The organism is Streptomyces sp. NPDC058195, from assembly GCF_042883525.1.
GTDB lineage: Bacteria > Actinomycetota > Actinomycetes > Streptomycetales > Streptomycetaceae > Streptomyces.
In genome coordinates this window covers 14,821-38,625 of the sequence record NZ_JBHVVM010000007.1, presented here as the reverse complement: position 1 = coordinate 38,625, position 23,805 = coordinate 14,821, and the positions used below count along the sequence as shown (strand labels likewise).

23 protein-coding genes are annotated in these 23,805 nt (G+C 73.6%); 15 read left to right on the top strand and 8 right to left on the bottom strand.

Annotated features, from left to right (window positions below; genetic code table 11):
- Positions 1-211: 211 nt before the first annotated feature.
- From ACFVWY_RS11205 to ACFVWY_RS11195, 3 genes are all read right to left on the bottom strand, one after another.
- Positions 212-757 carry a hypothetical protein gene (locus ACFVWY_RS11205; protein ID WP_389869822.1) on the bottom strand — a complete coding sequence of 182 codons (546 nt, stop codon included), beginning with the start codon at positions 755-757 and terminating at the stop codon, positions 212-214.
- A gap of 691 nt (positions 758-1,448) precedes the next feature.
- Positions 1,449-2,708: a protein kinase gene (locus ACFVWY_RS11200; RefSeq protein ID WP_389870370.1), complete on the bottom strand. Its 1,260-nt coding sequence runs from the start codon at positions 2,706-2,708 to the stop codon at positions 1,449-1,451.
- A 227-nt stretch (positions 2,709-2,935) separates the two neighbouring features.
- Positions 2,936-3,421 carry an Lrp/AsnC family transcriptional regulator gene (locus ACFVWY_RS11195; RefSeq protein WP_389869820.1) on the bottom strand — a complete coding sequence of 162 codons (486 nt, stop codon included), beginning with the start codon at positions 3,419-3,421 and terminating at the stop codon, positions 2,936-2,938.
- Positions 3,422-3,668: 247 nt separating this feature from the next.
- On the opposite strand from ACFVWY_RS11195, the gene ACFVWY_RS11190 reads away from it, so the two are divergent.
- From ACFVWY_RS11190 to ACFVWY_RS11160, 7 genes are all read left to right on the top strand, one after another.
- The gene (locus tag ACFVWY_RS11190; RefSeq protein ID WP_389869817.1) at positions 3,669-4,646 is read left to right on the top strand and encodes an alpha/beta hydrolase; all 978 of its coding nucleotides are present in this window, start codon (positions 3,669-3,671) and stop codon (positions 4,644-4,646) included.
- Positions 4,639-5,847, top strand: coding sequence for an acyltransferase (locus ACFVWY_RS11185; protein WP_389869814.1), 1,209 nt, complete (start codon positions 4,639-4,641; stop codon positions 5,845-5,847). The genes ACFVWY_RS11190 and ACFVWY_RS11185 overlap by 8 nt, the downstream gene beginning before the upstream one ends.
- A 25-nt stretch (positions 5,848-5,872) precedes the next feature.
- On the top strand, positions 5,873-7,231 hold the full coding sequence (locus ACFVWY_RS11180) for a sensor histidine kinase (protein ID WP_389870368.1): 1,359 nt from the start codon (positions 5,873-5,875) through the stop codon (positions 7,229-7,231).
- Complete coding sequence (locus ACFVWY_RS11175; RefSeq protein ID WP_389869811.1) at positions 7,228-7,899, top strand: response regulator; 672 nt, start codon at positions 7,228-7,230, stop codon at positions 7,897-7,899. Before ACFVWY_RS11180 ends, ACFVWY_RS11175 begins: the two co-directional genes overlap by 4 nt.
- A gap of 225 nt (positions 7,900-8,124) precedes the next feature.
- Positions 8,125-9,270: a glycosyltransferase family 4 protein gene (locus tag ACFVWY_RS11170; protein ID WP_389869809.1), complete on the top strand. Its 1,146-nt coding sequence runs from the start codon at positions 8,125-8,127 to the stop codon at positions 9,268-9,270.
- Between the two features lie 238 nt (positions 9,271-9,508).
- Entirely contained in the window at positions 9,509-11,014 is a 1,506-nt protein-coding gene (locus tag ACFVWY_RS11165) for an FUSC family protein (RefSeq protein ID WP_389869806.1), read from the top strand.
- 114 nt (positions 11,015-11,128) lie between these two features.
- Positions 11,129-12,211 (top strand): lactonase family protein, encoded by a 1,083-nt coding sequence (locus ACFVWY_RS11160; protein ID WP_389869804.1) that lies wholly within the window; start codon positions 11,129-11,131, stop codon positions 12,209-12,211.
- A 101-nt stretch (positions 12,212-12,312) separates the two neighbouring features.
- Here ACFVWY_RS11160 and ACFVWY_RS11155 read toward each other — a convergent pair whose 3' ends face one another.
- Entirely contained in the window at positions 12,313-13,236 is a 924-nt protein-coding gene (locus ACFVWY_RS11155) for a sirohydrochlorin chelatase (RefSeq protein ID WP_389869801.1), read from the bottom strand.
- Positions 13,237-13,355: 119 nt separating this feature from the next.
- Positions 13,356-14,402, bottom strand: coding sequence for an N-acetylglucosamine kinase (locus tag ACFVWY_RS11150; protein WP_389869799.1), 1,047 nt, complete (start codon positions 14,400-14,402; stop codon positions 13,356-13,358).
- 125 nt (positions 14,403-14,527) lie between these two features.
- Between ACFVWY_RS11150 and ACFVWY_RS11145 the strand changes: the two genes are divergently transcribed.
- A complete protein-coding gene (locus ACFVWY_RS11145) occupies positions 14,528-15,205 on the top strand; it encodes a uracil-DNA glycosylase (protein ID WP_389869796.1) in 678 nt (225 codons plus the stop codon).
- Between the two features lie 27 nt (positions 15,206-15,232).
- Here ACFVWY_RS11145 and ACFVWY_RS11140 read toward each other — a convergent pair whose 3' ends face one another.
- Complete coding sequence (locus ACFVWY_RS11140) at positions 15,233-15,724, bottom strand: hypothetical protein (protein ID WP_389869794.1); 492 nt, start codon at positions 15,722-15,724, stop codon at positions 15,233-15,235.
- Between the two features lie 175 nt (positions 15,725-15,899).
- Between ACFVWY_RS11140 and ACFVWY_RS11135 the strand changes: the two genes are divergently transcribed.
- The 4 genes from ACFVWY_RS11135 (at position 15,900) to ACFVWY_RS11120 (ending at position 19,709) form a co-directional block, all read left to right on the top strand.
- Positions 15,900-16,376: a hypothetical protein gene (locus ACFVWY_RS11135; protein WP_389869792.1), complete on the top strand. Its 477-nt coding sequence runs from the start codon at positions 15,900-15,902 to the stop codon at positions 16,374-16,376.
- A gap of 9 nt (positions 16,377-16,385) precedes the next feature.
- The gene (locus tag ACFVWY_RS11130; protein ID WP_389869789.1) at positions 16,386-17,327 is read left to right on the top strand and encodes a trypsin-like peptidase domain-containing protein; all 942 of its coding nucleotides are present in this window, start codon (positions 16,386-16,388) and stop codon (positions 17,325-17,327) included.
- Positions 17,328-17,344: 17 nt separating this feature from the next.
- A complete protein-coding gene (locus ACFVWY_RS11125; protein ID WP_389869787.1) occupies positions 17,345-18,502 on the top strand; it encodes a serine/threonine-protein kinase in 1,158 nt (385 codons plus the stop codon).
- Between the two features lie 346 nt (positions 18,503-18,848).
- Positions 18,849-19,709 (top strand): hypothetical protein, encoded by an 861-nt coding sequence (locus ACFVWY_RS11120; RefSeq protein WP_389869784.1) that lies wholly within the window; start codon positions 18,849-18,851, stop codon positions 19,707-19,709.
- A gap of 34 nt (positions 19,710-19,743) precedes the next feature.
- Here the strand turns inward: ACFVWY_RS11120 and ACFVWY_RS11115 are convergent, their stop codons facing one another.
- Positions 19,744-20,832, bottom strand: a complete 1,089-nt coding sequence (locus ACFVWY_RS11115; protein ID WP_389869782.1) for a WD40/YVTN/BNR-like repeat-containing protein — start codon at positions 20,830-20,832, stop codon at positions 19,744-19,746.
- Positions 20,833-20,936: 104 nt separating this feature from the next.
- Positions 20,937-21,458: a GNAT family N-acetyltransferase gene (locus tag ACFVWY_RS11110; protein ID WP_389869780.1), complete on the bottom strand. Its 522-nt coding sequence runs from the start codon at positions 21,456-21,458 to the stop codon at positions 20,937-20,939.
- A gap of 145 nt (positions 21,459-21,603) precedes the next feature.
- Between ACFVWY_RS11110 and ACFVWY_RS11105 the strand changes: the two genes are divergently transcribed.
- The 3 genes from ACFVWY_RS11105 (at position 21,604) to ACFVWY_RS11095 (ending at position 23,780) form a co-directional block, all read left to right on the top strand.
- Positions 21,604-21,993 carry a hypothetical protein gene (locus tag ACFVWY_RS11105; RefSeq protein ID WP_389869778.1) on the top strand — a complete coding sequence of 130 codons (390 nt, stop codon included), beginning with the start codon at positions 21,604-21,606 and terminating at the stop codon, positions 21,991-21,993.
- Positions 21,994-22,151: 158 nt separating this feature from the next.
- Positions 22,152-23,249, top strand: coding sequence for an NADH:flavin oxidoreductase/NADH oxidase (locus ACFVWY_RS11100; RefSeq protein ID WP_389869775.1), 1,098 nt, complete (start codon positions 22,152-22,154; stop codon positions 23,247-23,249).
- Between the two features lie 150 nt (positions 23,250-23,399).
- Entirely contained in the window at positions 23,400-23,780 is a 381-nt protein-coding gene (locus ACFVWY_RS11095; RefSeq protein WP_389869773.1) for an ArsR/SmtB family transcription factor, read from the top strand.
- The last annotated feature ends 25 nt before the right edge of the window (positions 23,781-23,805 follow it).

The window sequence follows — 23,805 nt, the reverse complement described above, 5'->3', positions numbered from 1 at the left end:
ATCAGTGGGGGCCCCGATCACAGGCAGCCGTGTACTACGGCGCACGCATCCCGGCCTTCGTCGGCCGCCCGCGCCCCGGTGCCCGTGATCGAGCGACCGAACACTCACATGTGGTCATGGGCGCGTCAATGAACTGCGGGGGCAGCCGGGGAACTTGGCAAGTTTGGTCAAGCCGTCGTAGTGGGATCGCACAACGGCCCGGTGCGGCGGGTCACTCCAGCCCGGAGAGGGTGAACACCCGCAGCGCGTGCCTGCTGTCGACGCGCTCCGACAGTCGGCGCAGCGCCGTCACCCCGCATCGCAGGGTGCCGCGCCGGGCGCTGCCGCGGGCGTCCGTGTCCACCCGGTGCCACAGCGCCGGATTCGCCAGGAACACCTCCGGATCGACCTCGACCCGGCAGCCGTCGGCGTCCCGGAACACCACGCGCTGGGCGATGCCGTCCGGCCAGCACACCGAGACCAGCCGGTCGGTCCGCACGGTCCGTTCGCGCAGCAGCGCCCGGCAGGACAGCCACCCGGCGCCCGCGCGGACCCGGGGCGGCACCAGGACCGCGCACAGCAGGGCCGCCAGCCCGGACCACAGCAGGACGCGCGGCCAGGTGAGCCGCCCGGCCGCCCCGTCCACCCCCAGCAGCAGTACGAGCAGGACCACCGAGCAGTGCACCGCGAACCGCAGATCAGCGGCCCAGCCGAGGTCGTGGGCGAGCGTGCCGGAACGGGCCGGACACGCCCCGGTACGGGGGGTGTGGTGACGCATGGCAGTGACGCTAGGTGCGAACGCCGCGTCCCCGGCCCCCGTTGACGGACCGCTGACGTCGCGGCGCGCGGTTTTGACGGTTGTCTGACACCCGGTCGTGAGGGACGCGGACCGCCCGGCCGCCTCGCCCCGGCGGTGTCCGGATTCCCGGGGCGTCATGGACCGGCCCCCAGCGCCGGTCCGCGATGCCCTGCGCACGAGTACTCCCCCAGGGCGACGCCACCGGCTGCCACCAGGTGGCAGCCGAGCCGGTGGGCGGGGCATGGCGGCCAGGCCGTCCGGTAGCGTGCCGCCACGTCGTCCCGCACCGCCTCGGCGGTCTCACCGACGCGGTCCGTCCGCAGGACGCCCCGGACGCCGGTGCCGTCGGCCTGGGCAGGCCGGTCGGCTCCAGCCCGTCCGGCGGGCGGACAACGCCCTCCCCCCGGCGCCGGGTCCGGACTCCCGGCGGGTACGGGCCGCGAAGCGGCGCACGCACCGCTCGGCCCGTGTGATGCGGCGCCGCCGCACCGGGGTGCCACGTGACCGGACGGGGCCTCGGCGGTGCCGACGGAGATCTGCCACAGGAAGGGCGGGAAGCCGTTGGACGCGCCGGTCTCGCCGCGTTCGGGCCACAGGTCCTCGCGCAGCCCGCGGGCTCAGCGGAGGGCGGCGGGTGGCAGCGCGTCAGGAACGACGGCGGGTGACCTCTTCAGTCATCCTGATCGCCCTGATCGCCCTGGCCGCCTTCCTCTGAGTCCTGCGTGTCCTGCGTGTTCTGCGCGGGCGGCAGGGGGGCGGAACCGTCCTGCGGTCCGCTGGTCGCGGACGGGGAGGAGTCCGGGGTGACGGAATCGTCGGAGTCCGGGGAGAACAGGGTCATCCCCAGGTAGACGGCCGCGACGAAGGCGACCGACCCGGCGATGGCGCTCGCCACCCGGGGGCGGCGCCTGATCGCCTCCCGGGCGCCGGTGCGCCGGGCGGGCGCGGACCGGTCCGGCTGGCGGCGGCGGTGACCGCCGGACTGCGGCAGCCGGTACGCCGCCGGGCCCGCGTCCTGCTCGGCGGGGCCGGGTGCCGCGGCGGCGCCGTACGGAGGGGCGGTGGCCGAGGTGTGCGGGAGGCCCGGCGCGGCCGGGGCGGGCCCGGCGCGGTGCGGAACCCCGGCGGCCGGGTGCGGGGCCGGGGCGTACATCGGCAGCGGCTCGGGCTGTCCCCGCCAGGCGTCGCTCTGGAACCACTCGGCGACCTCCTGGGCGCTGGGCCGGTCCTCCGGCTGCTTGGCGAGCAGCCCGAGGAGGTAGGAGTCGAAGGCCGGGGGCAGATCGACGCCCCGCTGGCGCAGCGGCACGGGTGCGGTGTCGACATGCTGATAGAGCGTCGCGGTTGCCGTGTCCGAGCGGAACGGCGGATCGCCCAGCAGGAGCTGGTAGATGACGCAGCCGAGGGAGTACATGTCGGACGCCGAACCGGCCGTACGCCCCAGGGCCCGCTCCGGGGCGAGATAGAGACTGGTGCCGACGATCTGCCCCGTGGTGGTCAGTGCCGCTGACGGGTCGTCGACGAACTGGGCGATCCCGAAATCGCCGATCTTGACCGAGCCCTCGGCGTCCAGCATCAGGTTCCCGGGCTTGATGTCGCGGTGCACGATGCCCTGGCGGTGGGCGGCGGCGAGCCCCGCGGCCGCCTGTCCGGCGATCCGGGCGACCTGCTCGGCGCCGAGCCGTTCCTCGGCCGTGAGGAGGGCGCCCAGACTTCTGCCCTCGATGAGCTCCATCACCAGATAGAAGCGGTTCTCCCAGGCGCCGAAGTCGAACACCGCCACCAGATGAGGATGGCTCAGCCGGGCCGCGGTCTGCGCCTCCAGCCGGAACCGGGCGGTGGCCGACTCGTCCGCGTGGTCGCCCAGCAGCAGCTTCACCGCGACGGCCCTGCCCAGCACTTCGTCGGCGGCGCGCCACACCTCGCCCATGCCGCCGCGGCCGATGGGGGATATCAACCGGTACCGACCAGCTACCAGCACCTGTACACCATTCTCGGATCGTGGGCCGCTTCTGCATCTGCTGCCACGGCGGCGCCCCGGCCGCAACCGGGACGGGGTGGGGGGCGCGCGGCAAGATCAGGATATCGGTCCGCGGCGCCTTCGAAACCGCCGAGTGGTTCCCGCCGCCCGGCATACCCGGCATGCCCGACCCATGATCATTTCCGGTCGGCCGCCGCCGTCCGGCCCACCGATTCGACCAGCGGCAGCAGCCGGTGGGCCACCCGCTCCCGCAACGCCACCTCCGTACGCGTCCTGACGACGCCGGGCAGCTGGATCAGCCGCTGGATCACGTCCTCCAGATGCCCGTTGTCGCGGGCCACCACCCGCGCCAGCAGGTCCCCGCCGCCCGTCGTCGAGAACGCCTCCACGATCTCCGGCACCGCCGCGAGCGCCTCACCGACCTCGTCCAGATGCCCCTGGGTCACTTCGAGATGGGCGAAGGCCAGCACCGGATGGCCCAGCGCCGCCGGGGACAGCACCGGCCCGGTGCCGGTGATCACACCCTCCCGCTCCAGCCGGTCGATCCGTGCCTGGAGGGTGCCCCGCGCGACGGAGAGGATGCGGGCGTACTCACGGACACTGGTACGCGGCTGCTCGATCAGCAGCCGGAGGATACGGGTGTCGAGGTCGTCCACCGCCATGGTCCGCTGGCCTCTTCCTGGTCGGGCAATTCGGGCTGTGACTGTACCAACGGCACAGAACGGGCCCGCCCCGCCCGGCCCGGTCCCACGGCCGACGGCATGTCATACCCGTAGTCCTCCAGAGCTAGGAAACAGGTTCACACCCAGGCGGGACGCCGATTACAAGGCCCCTTCCCTAACTTCTGTACCGCCACGCCACCTCGCATCCGGTCCGCGAAGCCGCCAGGTACGGAAGGAAACACCCCTCATGCCGTCCCCACCGCGCAGCGACCGCCTGCGCCGCGGTCTGCTCGCCGTGCTGGTGGCCGCCTCGGTGGCCGTGCCGGTCTCCGGCGCCGCGCGCCCCGAGACCGTCCCGGCGCCCGCCCCGTCCGCCGCGGCCCCCCTGCGCAGCGCGGACCCCGCCGCCCTCGCCGGCCGCTACGCGGCCTCCCGGGCCGACATCGGCGCGGCCGAGCGGGCGGCGCGTGGGCACGGGGACCACGTACGGGCCGCCTCCCTGCACACGATGGGGACCTCCGCCCGCCGCTTCCTCACCTTCGACGGCCGGGACGGTGGCCGCTCCGCCGAGGTCTTCGGTGATCTGGCGCGGGCCGAACGGATCGCCGTGCTGGTCCCCGGCGCGGGCATCGACCTCGACCACTACTGGCGGCTGCGCAACGGATCGCGCGCTCTGCTCCGCGAACTGGGCGGACGCTCGGCGGTGGTCGCCTGGCTCGGATACCGGACCCCGCGGACGGTGAGCAGCGACGCGCTCACCCCGGCGCGCGCCGCCGAAGCAGCCCCCGGACTCGACGCGTTCGTCCGGGAACTGGAGCGGCTGAAGCCCACGGCCCGGACCACCCTGCTCTGCCACTCCTACGGCTCGGTGGTCTGCGCGCGGGCCGCGCACGGACTGCGGGTCGCGGACATCGTCCTGTACGGCAGCCCGGGTACCGGCTTCCCGGACGCCGCCGCCCTGCGCACCGGGGCCACCGTCTGGGCGGGCCGCGCCCGCGACGACTGGATCGCCGGCGTCCCGCACATCCGGCTGCGACTGCCCTTCCTGGAGCTGGGGTTCGGCCCGGACCCCGCCGGGCCCGGGTTCGGTGCCCGGATCTTCGCGGCGGGCGACGGCGGCCACAGCGACTACCTGAGGCCCGGCTCCGAACCGCTGAGGAACATGGCCCGGATCGTGGCCGGGACGGCCGGATCCGTACAACTCCCAGGAGGGCACCGTGCGTGAGGCAGTCCGGCGGATCGAATCCGCCACCCCCGCCAGCCGCGACCGCGCCGTCGACGCCCTGCGCGCCCTCGCCATCCTCGGCGTCGTCCTCGGCCACTGGCTGGTGACCGCCCTGGTCGTCGACAGCGGCACCGTGCACGGCGCGAGCCCGCTGCGCTACCTGCCCGGACTCGTCCCGGCGTCCTGGCTGTTCCAGACCCTCGCGGTCTTCTTCCTGGTCGGCGGACTGGCAGGGGCGCGGAGCCACGCCGCGGCCCGCGCCCGGGGCGAGGGCTACGGCCCATGGCTGAAGGCCCGGACGGGACGGCTGCTGCGCCCGGTCGCCGTCGTCCTGGCCGTATGGGCCGTCGCGGTGGTCACCATGCTCGTTTCCGGCACCGACCAGGACACCGTGCGCGCCCTGTGCAAACTGGTGTGGTCCCCGCTGTGGTTCATCGTCGTCTACCTGGCCCTGACGGCGGCGACCCCGCTGGTGGCGAGGCTCCACCCGCTCTGGCCGTTCGCCGTGGTGCTCGTCGTCGACCTCTACCGGTTCGGCCTGGACACACCCACCGCGTTCGCCTCGGTCAACGTGGCGGCCGGCTGGCTGGTGCCGTACTGCCTCGGTGCGGCCTGGGCACGCGGCGAACTGTGCGGCCGCCGGACCGGCTGGACCCTGCTGCTCGGCGGCGCTGGCGCCACCGCCGCACTCGTCCGGTGGGGCGGCTACCCCGCGGCCATGGTCGGGGTGCCCGGTACGGAGATCTCCAACCTCGACCCGCCGACCCTCGCGGTGGTCACCTTCGGCCTCGCACAGTGCGGTGCGGCGCTGCTGCTGCTCGGACCGCTGCGCCGGGTGCTGCGACGACCCGCCGTCTGGGCGGGGGTGGCGGTGCTCAACCTCTCCGCGATGACGGTGTTCCTGTGGCACCAGACCGCGATGATCGCGGTCACCGCGCTCGGTCTGTCGGCGGGCACCCCGCTGCCGGGCCTGCACACCCCGCCCGACCACCCCGGCTGGGTGCTCGCCCGGCTGGCCTGGCTGCCGGTGTTCGCCGTCGCACTCGCGCTCTGCCGGGCGGCCTTCCACGGGTACGAGCAGCGGCGGCCGCGCGGGAGGAGCCTGGTGGTCCGCGAGATGCGCCCCCGGCGGACGGCGGCCCGAGGCGCCCAGGGGCTTTCGGCCGGACGGGCCCGGCGTGATCCGAGCGAGAGGTCCTAAGGTGCCAACCGTGAACAGGCGAGACATGGTGAAGCGATCGGCGCGGCTGCTGCGGGCGTTGCCCCGTACGCTGCGCGAGGACCTCCTGACGTCGGCTTCCGACCCGAACGGGGGCTACGGGCAGCCGCGTTGGCTGGAGTGGCGGCCGGTCATCACGGTGCCGCTGGCGATGGTCGCGGTGGGCATGCTCATCGCCAACACCAACCTGTACGCCTTCGCCTTCGGAGCGGGCGTCCCGCTCGGCATCCTGTTCGCCGGGGCCCAGGCGGCGGCGCTCCTCGCCGCCCTGTACCGCCCGGTCCCCGCCTGGTGGACCTCGGTGCTCGTGACGGTGCTGGTCACCCCGTTCGCCGCGAACACCGCTTCCGAGGCCGGGAGGTTCCCCCCGATCGGCGCCGGCGGGATACCCGGGCCCGAGCCCGTGGCCTACCCCTGGAACGTGACCTGCGTCGTGATGCAGGCCGCTGTGCTGTTCCTGCTCGCTCTGCGGGTGCGGCCCAGGATCACCGCCGAGGCCCTGTCGATCACCGTGCTCGTGGGGCTCGCCTGCGATGTGACGGTCCCCTGGGGCGGGGGGCCCGGCCCCCGCCTCGCCCTCGCCGTCCTCGTCGTTCCCGCGGTGCTGGGCGCCGCGCTGCGCGGCCTGGCCGTGGCCCGCACCCGGCTCGTCGTACAGGAGGAACTGACCGCCGAGGAACGTGCCCGGCGCACCCTGCTGGAGGAGCGCAACCGCATCGCCCGCGAGCTCCACGACGTGGTCGCCCACCACATGTCCGTCATCTCCATCCAGGCCCAGGTCGTCCCGCACCTGGTCGACAACCCCTCCGACGAGCTCCGGGAGAACGTAGAGGGCATCCGCCGCAACGCGGTCGACGCCCTCACCGAACTCCGCCGCGTCCTTGGGGTCCTGCGCTCCGAGGACCCCCTCCCGCAGGCGGCCCGGCACGCTCCCCAGCCCACCCTCGGACAGCTCGGCGAACTCGTCGGCAACGCCCGTGCGGCGGGGCTCGCCGTGACCGCCGGGACCACCGGACAACGGCGTCCGCTGGCACCGGGCGTCGACCTGTCGGCCTTCCGCATCGTGCAGGAGGCGCTCAGCAACGCGATCCGGCACGCGCCCGGTGCCCGGGTCCGGGTGGAGGTCGGCTACCAGCCGGCCACGGTCACGGTCCGGATCACCAACACCGCACCGGACCGGGCCGTCCCGCCCGCCCGGGGCGAGGGGCACGGCCTGCTCGGCATGCGCGAGCGCACCGCGATGCTGGGCGGCGAACTCGCCACCGGAGCCACCCCTGACGGAGGATTCGACGTCACTGCGATACTGCCCGCACCGCCCCCCGCGGAGCCCGCCCGGCCCGCCGACCCCGCCGAGGACATCCGATGACGGCCATCCGCGTCCTGATCGCCGACGACCAGATGATGGTCCGCCAGGGCTTCACGGTGCTGCTCAACGCCGAACCCGGCATCGAGGTGGTCGGCCAGGCGGTCGACGGCGCCGACGCGGTGGAGAAGGTGGCCGAACTCGCCCCGGACGTCGTCCTGATGGACATACGGATGCCCCGGCTCGGCGGTATCGAGGCGACCCGCGCCGTCACCGGGGCCGACGGCGCCACCACCAAGGTGCTGGTCCTGACCACCTTCGACCTCGACGAGTACGTCTACGAGGCGCTGCGCGCCGGAGCCTCCGGCTTCCTCCTGAAGGATGCCTCGGCCGGTGAACTCGCCCACGCCGTGCGGGTGGTGGCCGAGGGTGACGCACTGCTCGCGCCCAACATCACCAAGCGGCTCATCGCCGAGTTCGCCCGGGTGAGCACCGGCCCGCGCGCTCCGTCCAGGGAGCGGGCGGGGGAACTGACCGAACGCGAGACCGAGGTCCTGGCCCTGGTCGCCCAGGGACTGTCCAACGCCGAGATCGCCGAGCGCCTCGTGGTGGCCGAACAGACCGTGAAGACCCACGTGGGCCGCATCCTGTCCAAGCTCGGGCTGCGCGACCGGACCCAGGCCGCTGTCCACGCCTACGAGACCGGCCTGGTGCGTCCCGCCGGTTACTGAACGACCGTCCACCGAACCGCCGCTGGCCGCGACCGCCGCGTGACCCCGTACCCGCCTCACTCCACTCCCGCGTAACACCGCGTCCGCCTGACCGGACGGCCCCCGGGCCGGCCCGGTGAGCAGCCGTGCCCGCGGCCGGGCACCGGGCTGCCCGTTCCCGTACGCCCCGACCGGCTCCGTACGACCCCGACCGTTCCCCGACAGCCGAAGGAAACCGAGAACCCCATGGGCTCCACCCTTGTCATCACCAATGACTTCCCGCCGCGCCAGGGCGGCATCGAGACCTTCGTGCACGCGATGGCCATCCGTGTCCCGGACGACGACGTGGTCGTCTACACCTCGCACGAGCCCGGGGACACCGCCTACGACGCGGGCCTCCCGTTCCCCGTGGTGCGCGACCGGAGCCGGATGCTGCTGCCGACCGGCCGGGTGACCCGCAGGGCCGTCGAGATAGCCAAGGCGCACGGCTGTGACCGGGTCTGGTTCGGCGCCGCGGCTCCGCTGGCCCTGATGGCCCCGGCCCTGCGGAGCGCCGGGGTACGGCGCATCGTGGCGACCACGCACGGCCACGAGATCTGGTGGGCCAGGACGCCCGGCGCGCGTCTGCTCATGCGCCGGATAGGCACCGGGGCCGACGTGGTCACCTACCTCGGGCAGTACACCCGCGCCCGGATCGAGCCCGCGCTCGGTCCGCGGGCCCGCATGAGCCGCCTCGTTCCCGGGGTCGACCCCGAGGCGTTCCGCCCCCGCGCCGACGCCGGGCCCGACCCGCGCACCGCGCTCGGGCTGCACGGTCGGCGCGTCATCCTCTGCGTGGCCAGGCTGGTGCCCCGCAAGGGGCAGGACACCCTCATCCGGGCCCTGCCGCTGATCAGGCGACGGGTGCCCGAAGCGGTGCTGCTGGTCGTGGGGAAGGGCCCTGACGAGGCGCGGCTGCGCAAGCTGGCGGCCCGGCACGCCGAGGGTGCCGTCCACTTCGCCGGCGGGGTCTCGCACACCGGCATACCGCCCTACTACGCCGCGGCTGACGTCTTCGCGATGCCCTGCCGCACCCGGCGGGGCGGTCTGGAGGCGGAGGGGCTCGGCATCGTCTTCCTGGAGGCGGCGGCGAGCGGCCTGCCGGTGGTCGTCGGCGACTCGGGCGGCGCCCCGGACACCGTCCTGGACGGCCAAACCGGCCGGGTCGTGGACGGCACCGACACCGAGGCGGTGGCCGAGGCGCTGACCGGGGTGCTCCTCGACCCCGGCCGGGCCGCCATGGGCGAGGCGGGCCGCGCCTGGGTCGGGGAGTCCTGGTCGTGGGAGGCGTCGGCCCGTCATCTGACCCGTCTCCTGACCCCCGTCGAGCAGGAGTCGCCGAGCGCCGGATGACCCGGACGCCCCGCCGAGCGGGCGCGTGGTGGTCCGTTGGCCCTGCGGTGGCCGGATGAAGGGCGCGGGTGCTGTGCCATTGGTACAGCACCTGTGGTCCGGTTTGAACCATCAGTCGACCTGATGCTGAAATATCTGCATCAATGGCGCTGCGGATCCCGCGAGGGACCTCCGCGGCGCCTTTCTCATGTGACGACGCCACGCGTGACGCGTCACGGTGCGGAAGGGGCGGGGCGACTTGCTGAAGAGGGTGTTCGTGGCACCGGACCCGGGGCGGGTGCGGCTGCGCTTCGCGAGCCGGGGTGTGCTCGGGATCGGGCTCGCCGTCGCGTTGTGCGGGGCGGCCGGGCATTCGCTGGTGGCGGCGATCACCGGTGGTCTGGCCGCGCTGCTCGCCCTGTTCACGGTCACCGACGCGACGGTGCGCGGGCAGGCGGTGACGACGGCGCTGCTGCCCGTCGCCGGGCTGCCGGTGCTCGCGCTGGCCGCCGCGCTCCACGATGTGCCCCTCGCCCGTGACCTCGCGTTCCTCGCCGTCGTCGGGGCGGGGGTGTACGCGCGGCGGTGGGGGCCGCGGGGCCACTCGCTCGGTGTGTTCGCCTTCATGACCTTCTTCTCCGCACAGTTCCTGCACCTCGTGCCCGGCCAGCTCCCCGAGCTGTACGCGGCCGTGCTGCTGTCGCTGGCGGCGGCGGCGGCCGTACGGTTCGGGGCCTGGTGCTACGAGCGCCGCCTCCCGGCCCCGGCGGCCGTCCCCGTACCGGCCGGCGGGAAGGGGCTGCGGCGGATCACCACGCGGCAGGCCGTGCAGGCCACGGTGGGCGCCGCACTGGCGCTCGCGATCGGGCAGGCGCTCTCCGGTGAGCGGTGGTACTGGGCCGTCGGCGCCACCTGGTGGGTCTTCGTCAACACCACCTCGCGCGGGGAGACGCTGGTACGCGGGTTCCGGCGGTTCCTCGGCACCGCGCTCGGGATCGTCCTGGGATTCGCCGTCGCCGTACCGCTGCACCACGAGCCGGTGGTGGCCGCCGTGGTCGTCGCGGCCGGTGTCTTCGGGATCTTCTACACCGCCGCCGTCTCCTACACCTGGATGATGCTCGCCGTGACCGTGATGGCGAGCATGCTCTACGGTCTGCTGGGCGTGCTCGACACCGGGCTGCTCGCGCTGCGGGTGGGCGAGACGGCGATCGGCTCACTGGGCGCCGCGTTCGGGGTGCTGCTCGTGCTGCCGGTGACCACCCACGCGGTGACCGAGGCGTGGGTCGGGCGGGCGCTGCGCTGCGTACGCGCGTGCACCGCCGAGACGGCCGCGCGCCTGGCGGGCGACGACGCCGCCGACCCGGCGCCGCGCGTCGCCGAACTGGAGGCGGTCCTCGGCCGGGTGCGGCTGTCGCTCGCGCCCCTCGTGCATCCGCTCAATCCGATGAAGGCCCGCAAGGGCCGGGCCCGGCGGGTGCTCGCCCTGCTCGACGACTGCGCCCGTGAGGTGCGCGGCCTCGCTGTGGCCGCGGCCGACCCGGACGCCTCGCACGACGTCCGGCTGGCCGCCGCGTGCCGCCGTGTGGAGGTCGCCGTCGAGGCGCTGACGGAACAGCCGGTCGGCGCGTCCCGGCGCCCGTCCGCCGCCGCGCCGGCGCCCGTGGCGGACGGGCCCCTGCTCACCCATCTGCACGCGCTGGAGCAGGCCCTGCTGGAACTCGCCGTGCCCCTCCGCCGGGCCGCCCGGGTGCCGTCCGTCGCCTGAACCCCGACGGGCGAGGTGCTGGTCTGGACCTTCCCTCCGGCTGCTACGGTCGCCCCCGGAGGACCGTGAGGGGCACGTGCCGTCGCGGTCGGTTCGCGGAGAAGGGGAGAAGCGGTGGCGGACACTGCGGGGAGCGGCGACGATGTCGTGGTGCGGGCATTCATCGGGTCGTTCACCTCGGCGGGCGGACGGGGCGTCACCGCCGCCGCGGTGGACCAGGAGACCGGGGCGCTGACCGTCCTCGGCGCCACGGACGCGGTGCCCGACCCCTCGTACCTCGCCCTGGGGCACGGACCGGGGCCGGGCGGCAGCACCCTGTACGCGGTCAGCGAGACCGAACACGGTGCGGTGGCCGCCCTGGACGTCAGCGGCGACGCGCCCCGGCCGCTGGGCGGGCTCCGGCCGGTCGACGGCGGCGGCCCCACCCACCTCGCGCTCGCCGCGGGCCATCTGCTCACCGCCAACTACGGCTCGGGCAGCGTCAGCGTCCTGCCGGTACGGGCGGACGGCACCCCCGGCCCGGTGGCCTCGGTGCTGCCGCACACCGGCAGCGGGCCGGACCGCGACCGGCAGCTCTCCCCGCACGCCCACCAGGTGCTCCCCGATCCCTCGGGGAACTGGGTGCTCAGCGTGGACCTCGGCACCGACTCGGTACGCGTCTGCGGGCTCGACCCGGCGACCGGAGAGCTGCGCCCGCACGAGGAGACCGCGCTGCGGCCGGGCACGGGCCCGCGCCACCTGGCCTTCCATCCCGCGGGCGGCCACGCCTACGTACTGAACGAACTCACCCCGACCGTCACCGTCTGCCGGTGGAACGCCGCCGCGGGCGCCCTCGAACCCGTCGGGGAGACCTCCGTGCTGCCCGGTGAGGCGCAAGACGGTGACCCGCGGACGTACCCCTCCGAAGTGGTCGTGGCCCACGACGGGCGGTTCCTCTGGACCGCCAACCGGGGTGACGACACCCTCTCGGTCCTCGCGCTCGACGCCACGGGGGAGCGGGCGGTCCTGGTCGCCACCGTGGACTGCGGCGGGCACTGGCCGCGCGACCTCGCCCTGGACCCCGCAGGGCGCCGCCTGTACGTGGCCAACGAGCGCTCCGGCGACGTCAGCTGGTTCGACATCGACCCGGAGACCGGCACCCCGCGCCGTGCGGGCTCGCTGGAGGCCCCCGCAGCGTCCTGCGTGGTCTTCGCCTGAGACCGCCCACGCCGCGTCACATCACCGCGCAGACCACACGATCGCCGTACCGGCCCGGCTCTCCGGGCCCGTACGGCGATCGTGGACGGAAGACTGCCGGGTCAGTGCGCCTGAGCACCCTGCGGGGCGACCGGCGTGATACCGAGCGTCGTCATGTACATCGACAGCACGAGCTTGCCGATCGCCGGGTACGCGCCGAGCGGCTCGGCGACCGGGCAGCCGGCCTCCTTCGCGGCGGCGTCCAGCAGCCCCTCGGCCACCTCCGGACCGACCAGGTACGGAGCCACCGCGAGCTGCGCCGAGCCGGAGCCGGTGAGCTGCTCGGCGATCGAGGCGACGGAACCCTCGACATCGAGCGCCGCGGCCATCACCGGCACCGCCAGGCGGGCGGCCAGCAGCATGCCGGTGATCCCGGCGGCCTGCACGGCCTCGTCGCCCCCGACCGTGGCCAGCACGATGCCGTCGGCGGCGGTCGCCACCGTGAAGAGCCTCGCCCGGTCGGCACGGGCCAGACCGGCCTCCGAGAGCCGCACGTGCAGTGCCTCGGCGAGCAGCGGGTGCGGGCCGAGCACATCGGTCAGCTCGACCTGCGTACCGCTGTCCATCACGGCCTGTCGTATCCGCCGGATCAGGGCGCTGTCCGGCCCCGCGAGCAGCGGCACGACGACGGCCGACGGACCCTCGGGCTCGGGCACCTCGCGGCCTGCGGCCCGCGCCTGCTCGTAGCGCGCGACGCGCTCGGCGGCACAGTGCGTCAGGACGGCGTTCAGTGCGGGGTACTCCTCGTCACCGCCGTCGACGTACCCGATCCTGGCGTTGAGGCCGGGCAGCTCGGAACGGGCGATGCTGATCACCTCTTCGGCCAGGCTGCGCGTGGCCGAAGAGGGGGTACCGGGAACGGCGAGGACGAGCGCGGCGGCGCCCTCGGGTGCGACCACGGGCTCCGGGCGGCGGTGCCGTCCGGACTGGCGAGGTCGCGGCATTCGTACAGGCAGGCCGGAAGCGGGCCCAGTGGGGGTGCTCATGGCGCCGCATGCTACTGGTTTTGGGTACGCCTCTGTTCGGGGAGGGTCCAGACAGGCGTTATCTGTCCACTTTTATCCGATGAGTGGCTTAACTGGTGACTGTCCCGCTCTGTCGCTGCCTAATCGGTCCCCTGTCCAGGCCCCTCACCAGGCACCTGAAGCAGCGTCGGGTGGCGGGGCAGGCGCAGGTCCCCGGCCGCCAGCCCCCGTGCGATGGACAGGGCGCCGGCCAGCGGATCACCCGATCCGGCGACGGCCCGCGCCTGTGGGACCTGCCGGGCCAACTCCTTGCGCAACGGCACCAGGAGCGGATCGCCCATCCGGAACAGGCCGCCCGTCAGAGCGACTTCGCACGGTCCGCCGTCGGCCCCCGCCGCCGGGCACACCGCCGCGGCCGCCTCCGCGATATGCGCCGCGGCCTCGCGCAGAATGCCCGCGGCGACCGGATCGTGCCCCGCGCACGCGGCGACCTCGGGCGCGAACGAGGCCAGCACCGCGGGCCGGTCGGTTCGCGGATACAGCAGCGCGGGCAGCCGGGGAGCGGGCCCGAACACCGCTTCCAGCCGGGACAGCAACGCGGCGGACCCGCCGCGCCGCCCGTCGTGGGCGCGCATCGCCGCGTCGAGCCCGGCCCGCCCGATCCAGGCCCCGCCGCCGCAGTCACCCAGCAGATGACCCCAGCCGTCGGCCCGGCGCCAGCCCGTCAGATCCGTGCCCAGCGCGATCAGGCCCGTCCCGGCCGCCACGACCGCCCCCGGCCGCTGGCCGACCGCGCCCGCGTACGCCGTCACCGCGTCGGCCGCCAGTGCCAGCCGCTGGACCCCGAGGGCCCGCTCCAGCGCCGCGGGGAGTTCGGCGCGCAACTGGTCGCCGAGCGTCGCCATGCCCGCCGCGCCGATCGCCACGGCGTCCACCCCGCGGCCGTCCCCGGCGCCGCTCCGTTCCAGCAGCCGACGGGCGGCGGGCAGCAGCTGTTCCAGCAGATGGCCCGCGTCGATTCCGGCGGGACCGGTGCGCACCGGGGTCTCGCAGACCTCCGTCACCACCGGTTCCGCCCCGTCGGCGGTGCCCAGCGCGATGCGCAGCCCCGACCCCCCCGAGTCCACGCCGAGGACATGGGGCCCCGGCGCGGCGATGGCTTCCGGTGATCGCCGCGGTGCGCTCATGTCCGGCTCCAGGAAGGGGGGAAGACGAATGACGGCGGCAGCCTATCCCCAGGCCGGTGCGCGTGGTGCGGGGGAGCGGTGTTCGGGGGCGGGGCTGTCCGTGTGCGCCGGTAGAGTGACGTTCCGTGGCACCACGACCGTTGAACGAAGTAGTCGAGCCCGGCTGGGCCGAAGCACTCACCCCTGTGGCCGGACGCATCGCGGCGATGGGTGACTTCCTGCGCGCCGAGGTGGCGGCCGGACGCACCTATCTGCCGTCCGGGGCGAACGTGCTGCGCGCGTTCCAGCAGCCCTTCGATGACGTACGCGTCCTGATCGTCGGTCAGGACCCCTATCCGACACCGGGCATGGCGATGGGGCTGAGCTTCTCCGTCGCTCCCGAGGTGACGCGGGTTCCCGGCAGCCTGGACAACATCTTCCGCGAGATGCACACGGACCTCGGGCACCCGCGTCCGTCGAACGGAGACCTGACGCCCTGGACGCGGCAGGGTGTCCTGCTGCTGAACAGGGCGCTCACCACCGCGCCGCGCAAGCCCGGCGCGCATCGCGGCAAGGGCTGGGAGGAGGTCACCGAGCAGGCCATCCGCGCCCTGGCCGCCCGCGGCAAGCCCCTGGTCTCCGTGCTGTGGGGACGCGACGCCCGCAACCTCCGGCCCTTCCTCGGCGACTACCCGGCGATCGAGTCCGCGCACCCCTCGCCCATGTCCGCGGACCGGGGCTTCTTCGGCTCGCGCCCGTTCAGCCGCACCAATGAACTGCTGCTCGCCCAGGGAGCCCAGCCGGTCGACTGGCAGCTTCCGTAAGGAGTGTCCGGCGGATCGTGGCCGGGGTCACGATCCGCGGACCTTCACGAGTTCCTTCAGCATCCGGCCGCAGGCCCGGCAGTGGGGCTCTGTCCCACCGTCACCGGAGGCGGCGAAGTCCGCGCAGAAGACGCACTGGAGAAGCGCGCAGTGGTGGCAGCGCAGGCCGTGCCCCTTCTCCCGCGCCTCGTCCATGGTCAGATACACGCTCAGGGTCGACGCCGCGGCGGCCTCCCGCGGCACCGCGAACGGCACCACGTAGAAGCCGCACCACGCGCAGTGCGTGTCCGACGAGGCGGGGTTCTCCAGCCGGGTACGCGCACCGAATTCGACCGGCCGCCCGTCGCTCTCCTCGAAGACGTAGATCAGGTCGCGGCCGAGATTGCCCTGCGGCGTCTCGACGATGACGTAGACATGAGGTTCCATGACCGGCGTCCCCCGGAGGAACTCCAGGGCGTGGGCCCGGTCCGGGCCGCGGTAGACGTGGTAAGTGGCCGAGGGCCTGTGCTCGGTCCCCACGAACCGGACAGCCTGACTCTTCGGCTTCCTGCTCCACGAAGGGCTCATCCGTGGCACGCTACTCGCACGCCGTGTTGACGGCCAGGCACCGCCCGGATACCCACGGTGCCCGTGGGGCCGGTGAGGCGGTGGGACGGCCACGGGACGTACCGGGCGCGGTGCGGGAGGGGGACGTGTGTCTGGAATCGGGAACGCCGGTGACATCACCGGCGCTGAGACGGACGAGCGGACGGACGACGCGGCGGCGGGCAGACCGCTCGCCGGGACCGCGCTGGCCGTCGCGGTCACCGTGATCACGCTGTGGCTGGCACTCCTGGTCTGGCTGGCCTTCCACGCCGACGCGAACGACGTCACCTGGTCACGTCTGCTCGTCGTCCTCGGGTCTGTGGAAGCGGTCGCGTTCGCCGCCGTCGGAGCCCTGTTCGGTACGTCGATCCAGCGGCAGCGGGTGGCGGACCTGACGGCCCGGACCGAGGCCGCCGAAGTCCGCGCGGACGCCAGCGAGACGGCCGCCCTCAACGGCCACCGGCTGGCCGCGGCGGTCCAGGCGACCCGCGCTCCGGGCGGGGGCGACATGGAACAGCTGACGTCCGGGAGCCGGTCCGGCGCGGACCCCCTGCTCGCCCTGGCCGACCGGCTGTTCCCGCGCTGAGGCGCCGCCGTGGACAACGTCGGAAGGCTGGTGCGCGACGGGGAGCCCGTGGGGACCGCCTTCGTCCTCACCACCGACGGGCTCGCCGCGACCGCCGCCCATGTCCTCGCCCCGGACCAGGCCGCGGACTGGACCTTCGAACCGATCACCGCGCCCGGAGTGTCGCTCCCCGTCGACTGCTCGCTGCCCCTGGACAGTGCGGCCGACGTGGCGCTCATCCAGGTACGCGAAGCGGCGGACTGGGCACCGGCGACGCTCGCCCCGCATACGAGTGTCACCCCCGGAGACCTCGTCCACCTGAGCGGATACGCCGCATCGCGTGACTACGACTCCGGTGTCGGCCGCTACGTCGGCACCACGGCGCGGCACGGCCGGGCCTGGGTGAAGGTGAGCTGCCGGCACGCCCAGCCGGGGATGAGCGGGGCCCCGGTCCTGCTCACCGGAACAGGCAGTGTCATCGGCGTCGTCTCGGCGCGCCTCAACACCGGTCGCTGGAACCGCGACACCGTGCTGCTCGCCCCGGCCGACCGGCTCGTCGCCCTGGCGCCCGGCCGGCTCCGCCTCGCCGCACCGGTCCACCGGTTCACCGACGGAACTCTCCGGCTGTCGTGGCTGCGCGGCGGCACGGTGGAACTCATCCTGGAATCGGATGACTTCACCGTCTCGCTGGGACGCAACGCGCACAACCGGGTGAGTCTGCCGGATCCTCGTGACAGCCGTTTCCACGGCCATCTGACCCTGGCCGGGACGGCCCTGATGTACCAGCACCTGGGCTCCCGCCCCGCGTTCGTGACCGGTGCCACGCGCCAGCTGAAGCTCGCCAGGGGGCAATCCTGCCCGGTCGGGGACAAGGACCGGCTGAGTTTCGCCAGCGGAACCGTACTGGTGGAGTTCTCGGCGCCCGATCTCTTCGACCCTAACGCGAACGTGACACCGGAGGCACTGGACTGACGGAAGGGAATCATCGGGTGGACGCCGAAACCGATCTGACGGCCGACGGGGCGGCCGAGCCGCCGCCCCTCCCCGCGGGCGCGCCCGCCGCCATCGGTGAAGTGCTGTCCGGCCGCTGGTCGGTGGCGGAGATCCGCCGCGGCGGGCAGGCCTGGGTCCTCATCGCCGACGACCTGGAGCACGGGGAGCGCCGTGCGATCAAGACCTCGATGTCCAGCGCACTGACCGGGGACGCCGAACTCGCGATGCTGCTCGCGCTCACACCGCACCGCCACACCGTCACCGCACTCGACGTCATCGATGTGCGCGGGCGGACGGGCATCGTCCTCGACTACGCGCCCGAGACCCTGGCCGACCTGATCCGGCGGCGGCCCGGCCTCGGACTCGCCGGAGTCCTCCAGCAGTTGTGCTCCGGCATGGCTCACCTGTCCAGGGAGGCCGAAGTGGCCCACCTCGACCTCAAGCCGTCGAACGTGCTCATCGACAGTGCCGGTCACGCCAAGGTGGCGGACTTCGGCCTGGCCCGGCAGGTGCGCATCGAGCACGGGCGTTTCGCGTCCGCGCGGGGAGGCACCTGGGCATACGCCGCGCCCGAGGTGCTGCGCGGACAGCCCTGCGACACCAGGGCCGACATCTACTCCTTCGGCGTGCTCCTCTACGAAGCGTGCACCGGCAGACTGCCCTACCCCTTCGACCTGCCATCCGACCCGGCCGTTCAGCGGGCGCGGCTGCTGGACTACCACGCGTCCGCCAACGCCGAACTCCGTGACGAAGAGCTGTACTACTGGGGGCAGTCGAAGGTGACGCAGGTGCCCGTGGCCCCGCCCGGGGAGAACATCAGCATCCTCCTGTCGTGCTGCCTGCACCGGCATGTGCCGGAGCGCCCGCAGTCGTTCCGCATGCTCGGCGAGATGCTTGCCCGGGCGGTGCGCAACCCACCGGTGGAGCCCGCGGTGATCTCCCTGCGCCAGACCGACCAGTGGGAGCGGGAACTGGCGCTGGCGCGGGTTCTGATCCGGCTCGGCCGGCTCGGTGAAGCCGTCAGCCAGCTCAACCGGCTGCTGGCCGCGCCCTTGCCCCCGGCGTTCTTCGAGACCGTGAGGGCGGCCGCCGCGCAGGCGCTGGCACGCGCCGGACGGCATACCGAGGCGAACGCACTCGCGGACTGGCGGTGATCTCCATGCGGTGTTTCGAGCTGCCGGAATGGGAACGAGCACGGCACGAGACGGACCTGCGGCGGAGGGTGGAAGGACTCCTGAGGGAGAAACGGCACCGTACGGCGCTGGACGAAGTCCTGCACCGTCTGCGCCGCGATCCGGGGAACCTCGACGCGCTGTTCGTGGCGCTCGTGGTCGTGTACCGGAGCCGTACGGCGCAGCTGGAGTCCCCCGAACCGCTGACCGACATGCAGCGGTTGAACGCACTGCTGGCCCCGGTCACCACGGAGTGCTCGGCCTGCCGTGTCGGCTGGTACTCGTCGCACACCGTGCTGAACGCGGGGGGGGCGGCGGAGAAATCACCGTGGCGAACCCCATCGGCCTCCAGTGCCAGAAGTGCCGCTACACGCTGTGCAGGGAGTGCATCAACGGGCGTCAGCCGTCTTCGTACACGGGCCCCGTCGACGTGACGGAACCGGTTCTCGCCGTGTGTGCCCAGCCCGCATGCGACCGCCGAGTCCTGGGCACACCCGTACTCCCCACCGGGCGCCACGATGTGACGCCGATGGACCCCGAGACGATCGAAGGCGTGGTCGTCGCCCGGGACGGGGCCATCGCGCCGACGCCGGGCGAAGCGCTGGTGGTGGTGACCAGATTCCTCCCGTTTCTCCCCGAGGACGCGCCCCTGCTCCATATCCGCCGGTCGTCCCCGGGCGCGATGAGCGACGGTTCCACCCGTGACCGGCTCGCCCTGTCGCTGGTCCTCGGCCTGGAGCGTGAAGGGGCGTTGGCGCCCGGTGCCTGGGCACGGTCGAGGCGCATGTTCATCAAGGCGGGAGCCGCGCGGGACACCGACTACCTGATCACCGTCGTCCACAGGAGGCACCTGAGCGCGGTACCGGCCGCCGCGCCCGGCGGAGCTTGGCCGGGCACCTACACCTACCTCCTGCAGATCCTCGCGGCGAACGGCGGGTGGGCTCTGCTCCGCGACCCGCGCACCGGCGCGTTCGCCGACGGTGCCTTCGGTGCGGTCACGGCTCCGGCCGGGATGCTCCCGGACATCGCCCACGAGGTCATCCAGCGCTTCAGCGCTGTGCCGTACCGGCGCCGGGTCGTGTTCTTCGAGGGGGACCGCACGCAGCAGCGGCTGACCACGGACGACGCGTACGGCGTCGTCATGGAGGGCGGTACGTCCCTTCTCCCGTACTCCGGGGATTCCGGATGAACCGGGCGGGGCCGGCCCGGCCCCGCCCCGGTGATCAGGCGTCGGTCACCGCCGCTCGTACGCACAGGATGTCCGGCAGGTGGGAGGCGAGCTGCTGCCAGGTGTCGCCGTCGTCCGCGCTCGCGTACAGCTCGCCGTTGCGGTTGCCGAAGTAGACGCCCGCCGGATCGGCGTCGTCCGTGCACAGGGCATCGCGCAGCACGGTGCCGTAGTGCGTTTCCTCGGGCAGGCCCGTCGACAGGGGCTCCCAGGTGGCGCCCGCGTCGTCGGTGCGGAACACCCGGCAGAGGTGTTCGGCGGGCACCCGGTCGATATCGGCGTTGATCGGGAAGATGTACGCGGTGTTCGCGCGGTGGGGATGGGCGGCCGCGGCGAAGCCGAAGTCGGACGGGAGGCCCTGGCCGATATCGGTCCAGTGGTCCCCGGAGTCGTCGCTGCGGAAGACACCCCAGTGGTTCTGGAGATAGAGGCGGTCGGGATCGACCGCGTCCCTCGCCACCTTGTGGACGCACTGGCCGAACTCCGGATCGGGGCCGGGGATGAAGCCCGCGGACACCCCTCTGTTCGACGGGGCCCAGCTCGCGCCGCCGTCCCTGGTGCGGAACACCCCGGCCGCGGAGACCGCCACCGTCACGGCACGGGCGTCCCTCGGGTCCGTCAGGATGGTGTGCAGCCCCTCACCGCCGCCGCCCGGCACCCATTGCGAACGCGTCGGATGCTCCCACAGCGGGCGGACCAGCTCGAACGACTCCCCGCCGTCCTCGGAGCGGAACAGCGCGGCGGGCTCGGTGCCCGCGTACACCACGCCGGGGGCCTCGGGTCCGGCCGGGTGCAACTGCCAGACCCGCTCCAGGGACGTCCCGGTGAACGGGGGGAACTTCACGGCGGGCTGCTCCGGCTCCGCCCAGCTCCGGCCCAGGTCGTCGGAGTGGAACACCGACGGTCCCCAGTGCGCGCTGTCTCCTCCGGCCAGGAGCCGTGGAGCCCGTCCGCGGGTATCGATGGCCACCGAATAGATGGCCTGGGCATTGAAATGGGGGCCGTCGAACTCCCACGCACCACCGTGTCTGCGGCCGATGAAGAGTCCCTTGCGGGTGCTCACGGTGAGCAGTACGTCGGTCATGGCCGAACCTCCCGAAACGCCGTTGTGCCGGATAAGGGCCAGTCTGCACCCCGTCACTGACACAGGCCCGCAGGGCCGCCGCCGGCACCCGGGCCGGTGTGGCGCTACCCGGCGCTGCCGGGATTCTCCGTGCAGGTCAGGACCAAGGTGATGCTGCCGTCGTCCTCCGTGATGTCCCGGACGTGCCGGAAACCTGTCCGGTCCAGCACGGCCAGCGACGCGGTGTTCGCCGCGGCCACCGTGGCGTGCACCTCGGGCAGTCCGAGCGTGTCGAGCCCGTACCGGGTCAGGGCCCGCGCGATCTCGGTGCCGAACCCCCGGCCCCACGCCGTGGCGGTGAGCGCGTACACGATCTCCTGGCCGCCCACGCTCGACGACGGTTTGATCTCCGCGTGGCCGATGAAGCGGCCGTCGTGCCGGACCGCCCAGACGTCGAACAGCCCCCGCGCGTACACCTTGCTGAAGATCCGTCCGAACAGGGCGCGGTCCTCGGCCTCGGTCTGGAGGCCTTCCCCCATCCAGCGGGCGACCGACGCGTCCTGGAACAGCCCGACGAAGTCCTCCTCGTCGGTCGGTGTGTAGGGAGTCAGGCGCAGGCGTGCGGTGCGCAGTTCAGGCGTCGTCATGGCCGCCGACGGTACGCACGGCCACGCGCGTCGTGCAACGCAATACCGGGGACGTGCGGCGGAAGTGGCGCCGAGGGCCCGGCAGCCCGCAGGCTGGACCGGGCCGACGGACCCCCGTCGGCCGGGCGAACGGAGGAGCGGAGCGATGACGAGTGGTGCCGAGGACATCGAGGGGGGCGGGGCGGCCCTGGAGGCGGACCCCGTCGGGGCGCGGGTCAGGATCAGGGTGACGGGGCCCTCGGGCGGCGTCTCGCTGCTCTGTGCCCCCGGGCGCGCCCGGGAGTGGGCGGCGGCGCTTCTCCGCGCCGCGGACGAGGCCGACCGCGCGGACGCCGGACGGCCCGTGACCGTCGAGGCGCGCGAGCTGCGCCGGGGGGACGTACGGGACGGCGAGCGGGCCATGACGGTGGACGGCGTCCGGGCCGACGGGGCCACCGTCCATGTCACCTGGCGGTCGGGGGCCGGGCGCAGCTGGACCCAGGGCTACGACGCGGAGGCCGCGATCACGCTCCGGCGGCGCGGCGAACAGCGGTGACCGGGCCGCGCGGCACCGGAGGTGAGCCGACCACGGACGGCCCCGGCGTGGCCCGGGGAACAGGTGCTTGTACGAGAGACATCGTAATTTGACAGGTGTCGTAGTACGAGATGTATCGTACTAGCAACCTTTCCGCAGTCGCCGAAACGGAGTCCGACGTGAGTGCCCTCTTCGAGCCGTACACCCTGCGGTCGCTCGTTATTCCCAACAGGGTCTGGATGGCGCCCATGTGCCAGTACAGCGCCGCGCCGGAAGGGCCGCAGGCCGGTGTCGCGACCGACTGGCACTTCGCCCACCTCGCGGCGCGCGCCATCGGGGGAACGGGGCTCATCCTCACCGAGGCGACGGCCGTCAGCCCCGAGGGCCGGATCAGCCCGGGGGACCTCGGCATCTGGAACGACACCCAGGTCACCGCGTTCCGCCGGATCACGGAGTTCATCAAGGGGCAGGGCGCTGTCCCTGGCATCCAGCTCGCCCACGCCGGGCGCAAGGCGTCCACGGCGGCTCCCTGGCTGGGCGGCGCCCCGGTCGGACCCGAGGCGCACGGCTGGACACCGGTCGCCCCGAGCCCGCTGCCGTTCGACGACGGCCACCCCGTGCCCCACGAGCTGACCACGGACGAGATCCGCGAGGTCGTCGGCCGCTTCCGTGAGGCCGCGCGCCGCGCCCTCGACGCGGGGTTCCAGGTGGCCGAGGTGCACGGCGCCCACGGCTACCTCATCGGCCAGTTCCTCTCGCCGCACAGCAACCGGCGCACCGACGCGTACGGCGGCAGTTTCGAGAACCGCACCCGCCTTGCCCTGGAGGTCGTCGACGCGGTCCGCGAGGTCTGGCCAAAGGACCTGCCCGTCCTCTTCCGGATCTCCGCCACGGACTGGCTCACGGAGAACGAGGAGGACGAGCGCGAGGGCTGGACGGTGGATGAGACCGTGCGCCTGGCCGGGCTGCTCCAGGCCCACGGCGTCGACCTGCTGGACGTCTCCAGCGGCGGGAACGCCCCGCGTGCCCGCATCGCGGCCGGGCCGGGCTATCAGGTTCCCTTCGCCGAGCGGGTCAGGACCGAGACCTCGCTCCCGGTGGCGGCGGTGGGCCTGATCACCGACCCGCAGCAGGCCGAGAAGATCATCACGGAGGGGCGGGCGGACGCCGTCCTGCTCGGCCGCGAACTGCTGCGCAATCCGTCGTGGGTCCAGCAGGCCGCCCGCGAACTGGGCGGTGAGCTGCGCACCCCTGACCAGTATCTCCGCGCGGTCTGACCGTCCGGCGCGCGTCCCGTCCGTTCGGCGCGTACCCCGTCCCGGCCGGAGGGGCGGGACGGGGTCCTTGAACTACGACGGGTCTCGTATTATGGGAGGCCGGTGCGGACCCGGGAGAGGGTCGGTGCACGTCCAGGAAGTGGAGCCGCCGTGACCCCCGCCAGCGCACCCGCCCCCAGCGCCGCCGAAGCGGGCGGCCGCGTGCTCGACCACCCAGGCCGGGACGAGATCCGCGTCGAGGCGGTGCTGCACGCGCTCTCCGACCCGATGCGATTGCGTATCGTCCGCGAGCTGGCCGCCGCCGAATCCGAGCTCAGCTGCTCGCGGTTCGATCTTCCGGTGTCCAAGTCCACGTCCACGCACCACTTCCGGGTGCTGCGCGAGAGCGGCATCGTCGAGCAGGTCTACCGGGGCACCGCCAAGATGAACGGCCTGCGGCGCGAGGACCTGGAAGAGCTCTTCCCCGGCCTGCTCGATCGCATCCTGGACGCGGCGAACCGCCAGGCCCGGCGCATCGGCGAGGAGCGATAGGCGAGGAGCGATAAGGGGCCGGGCG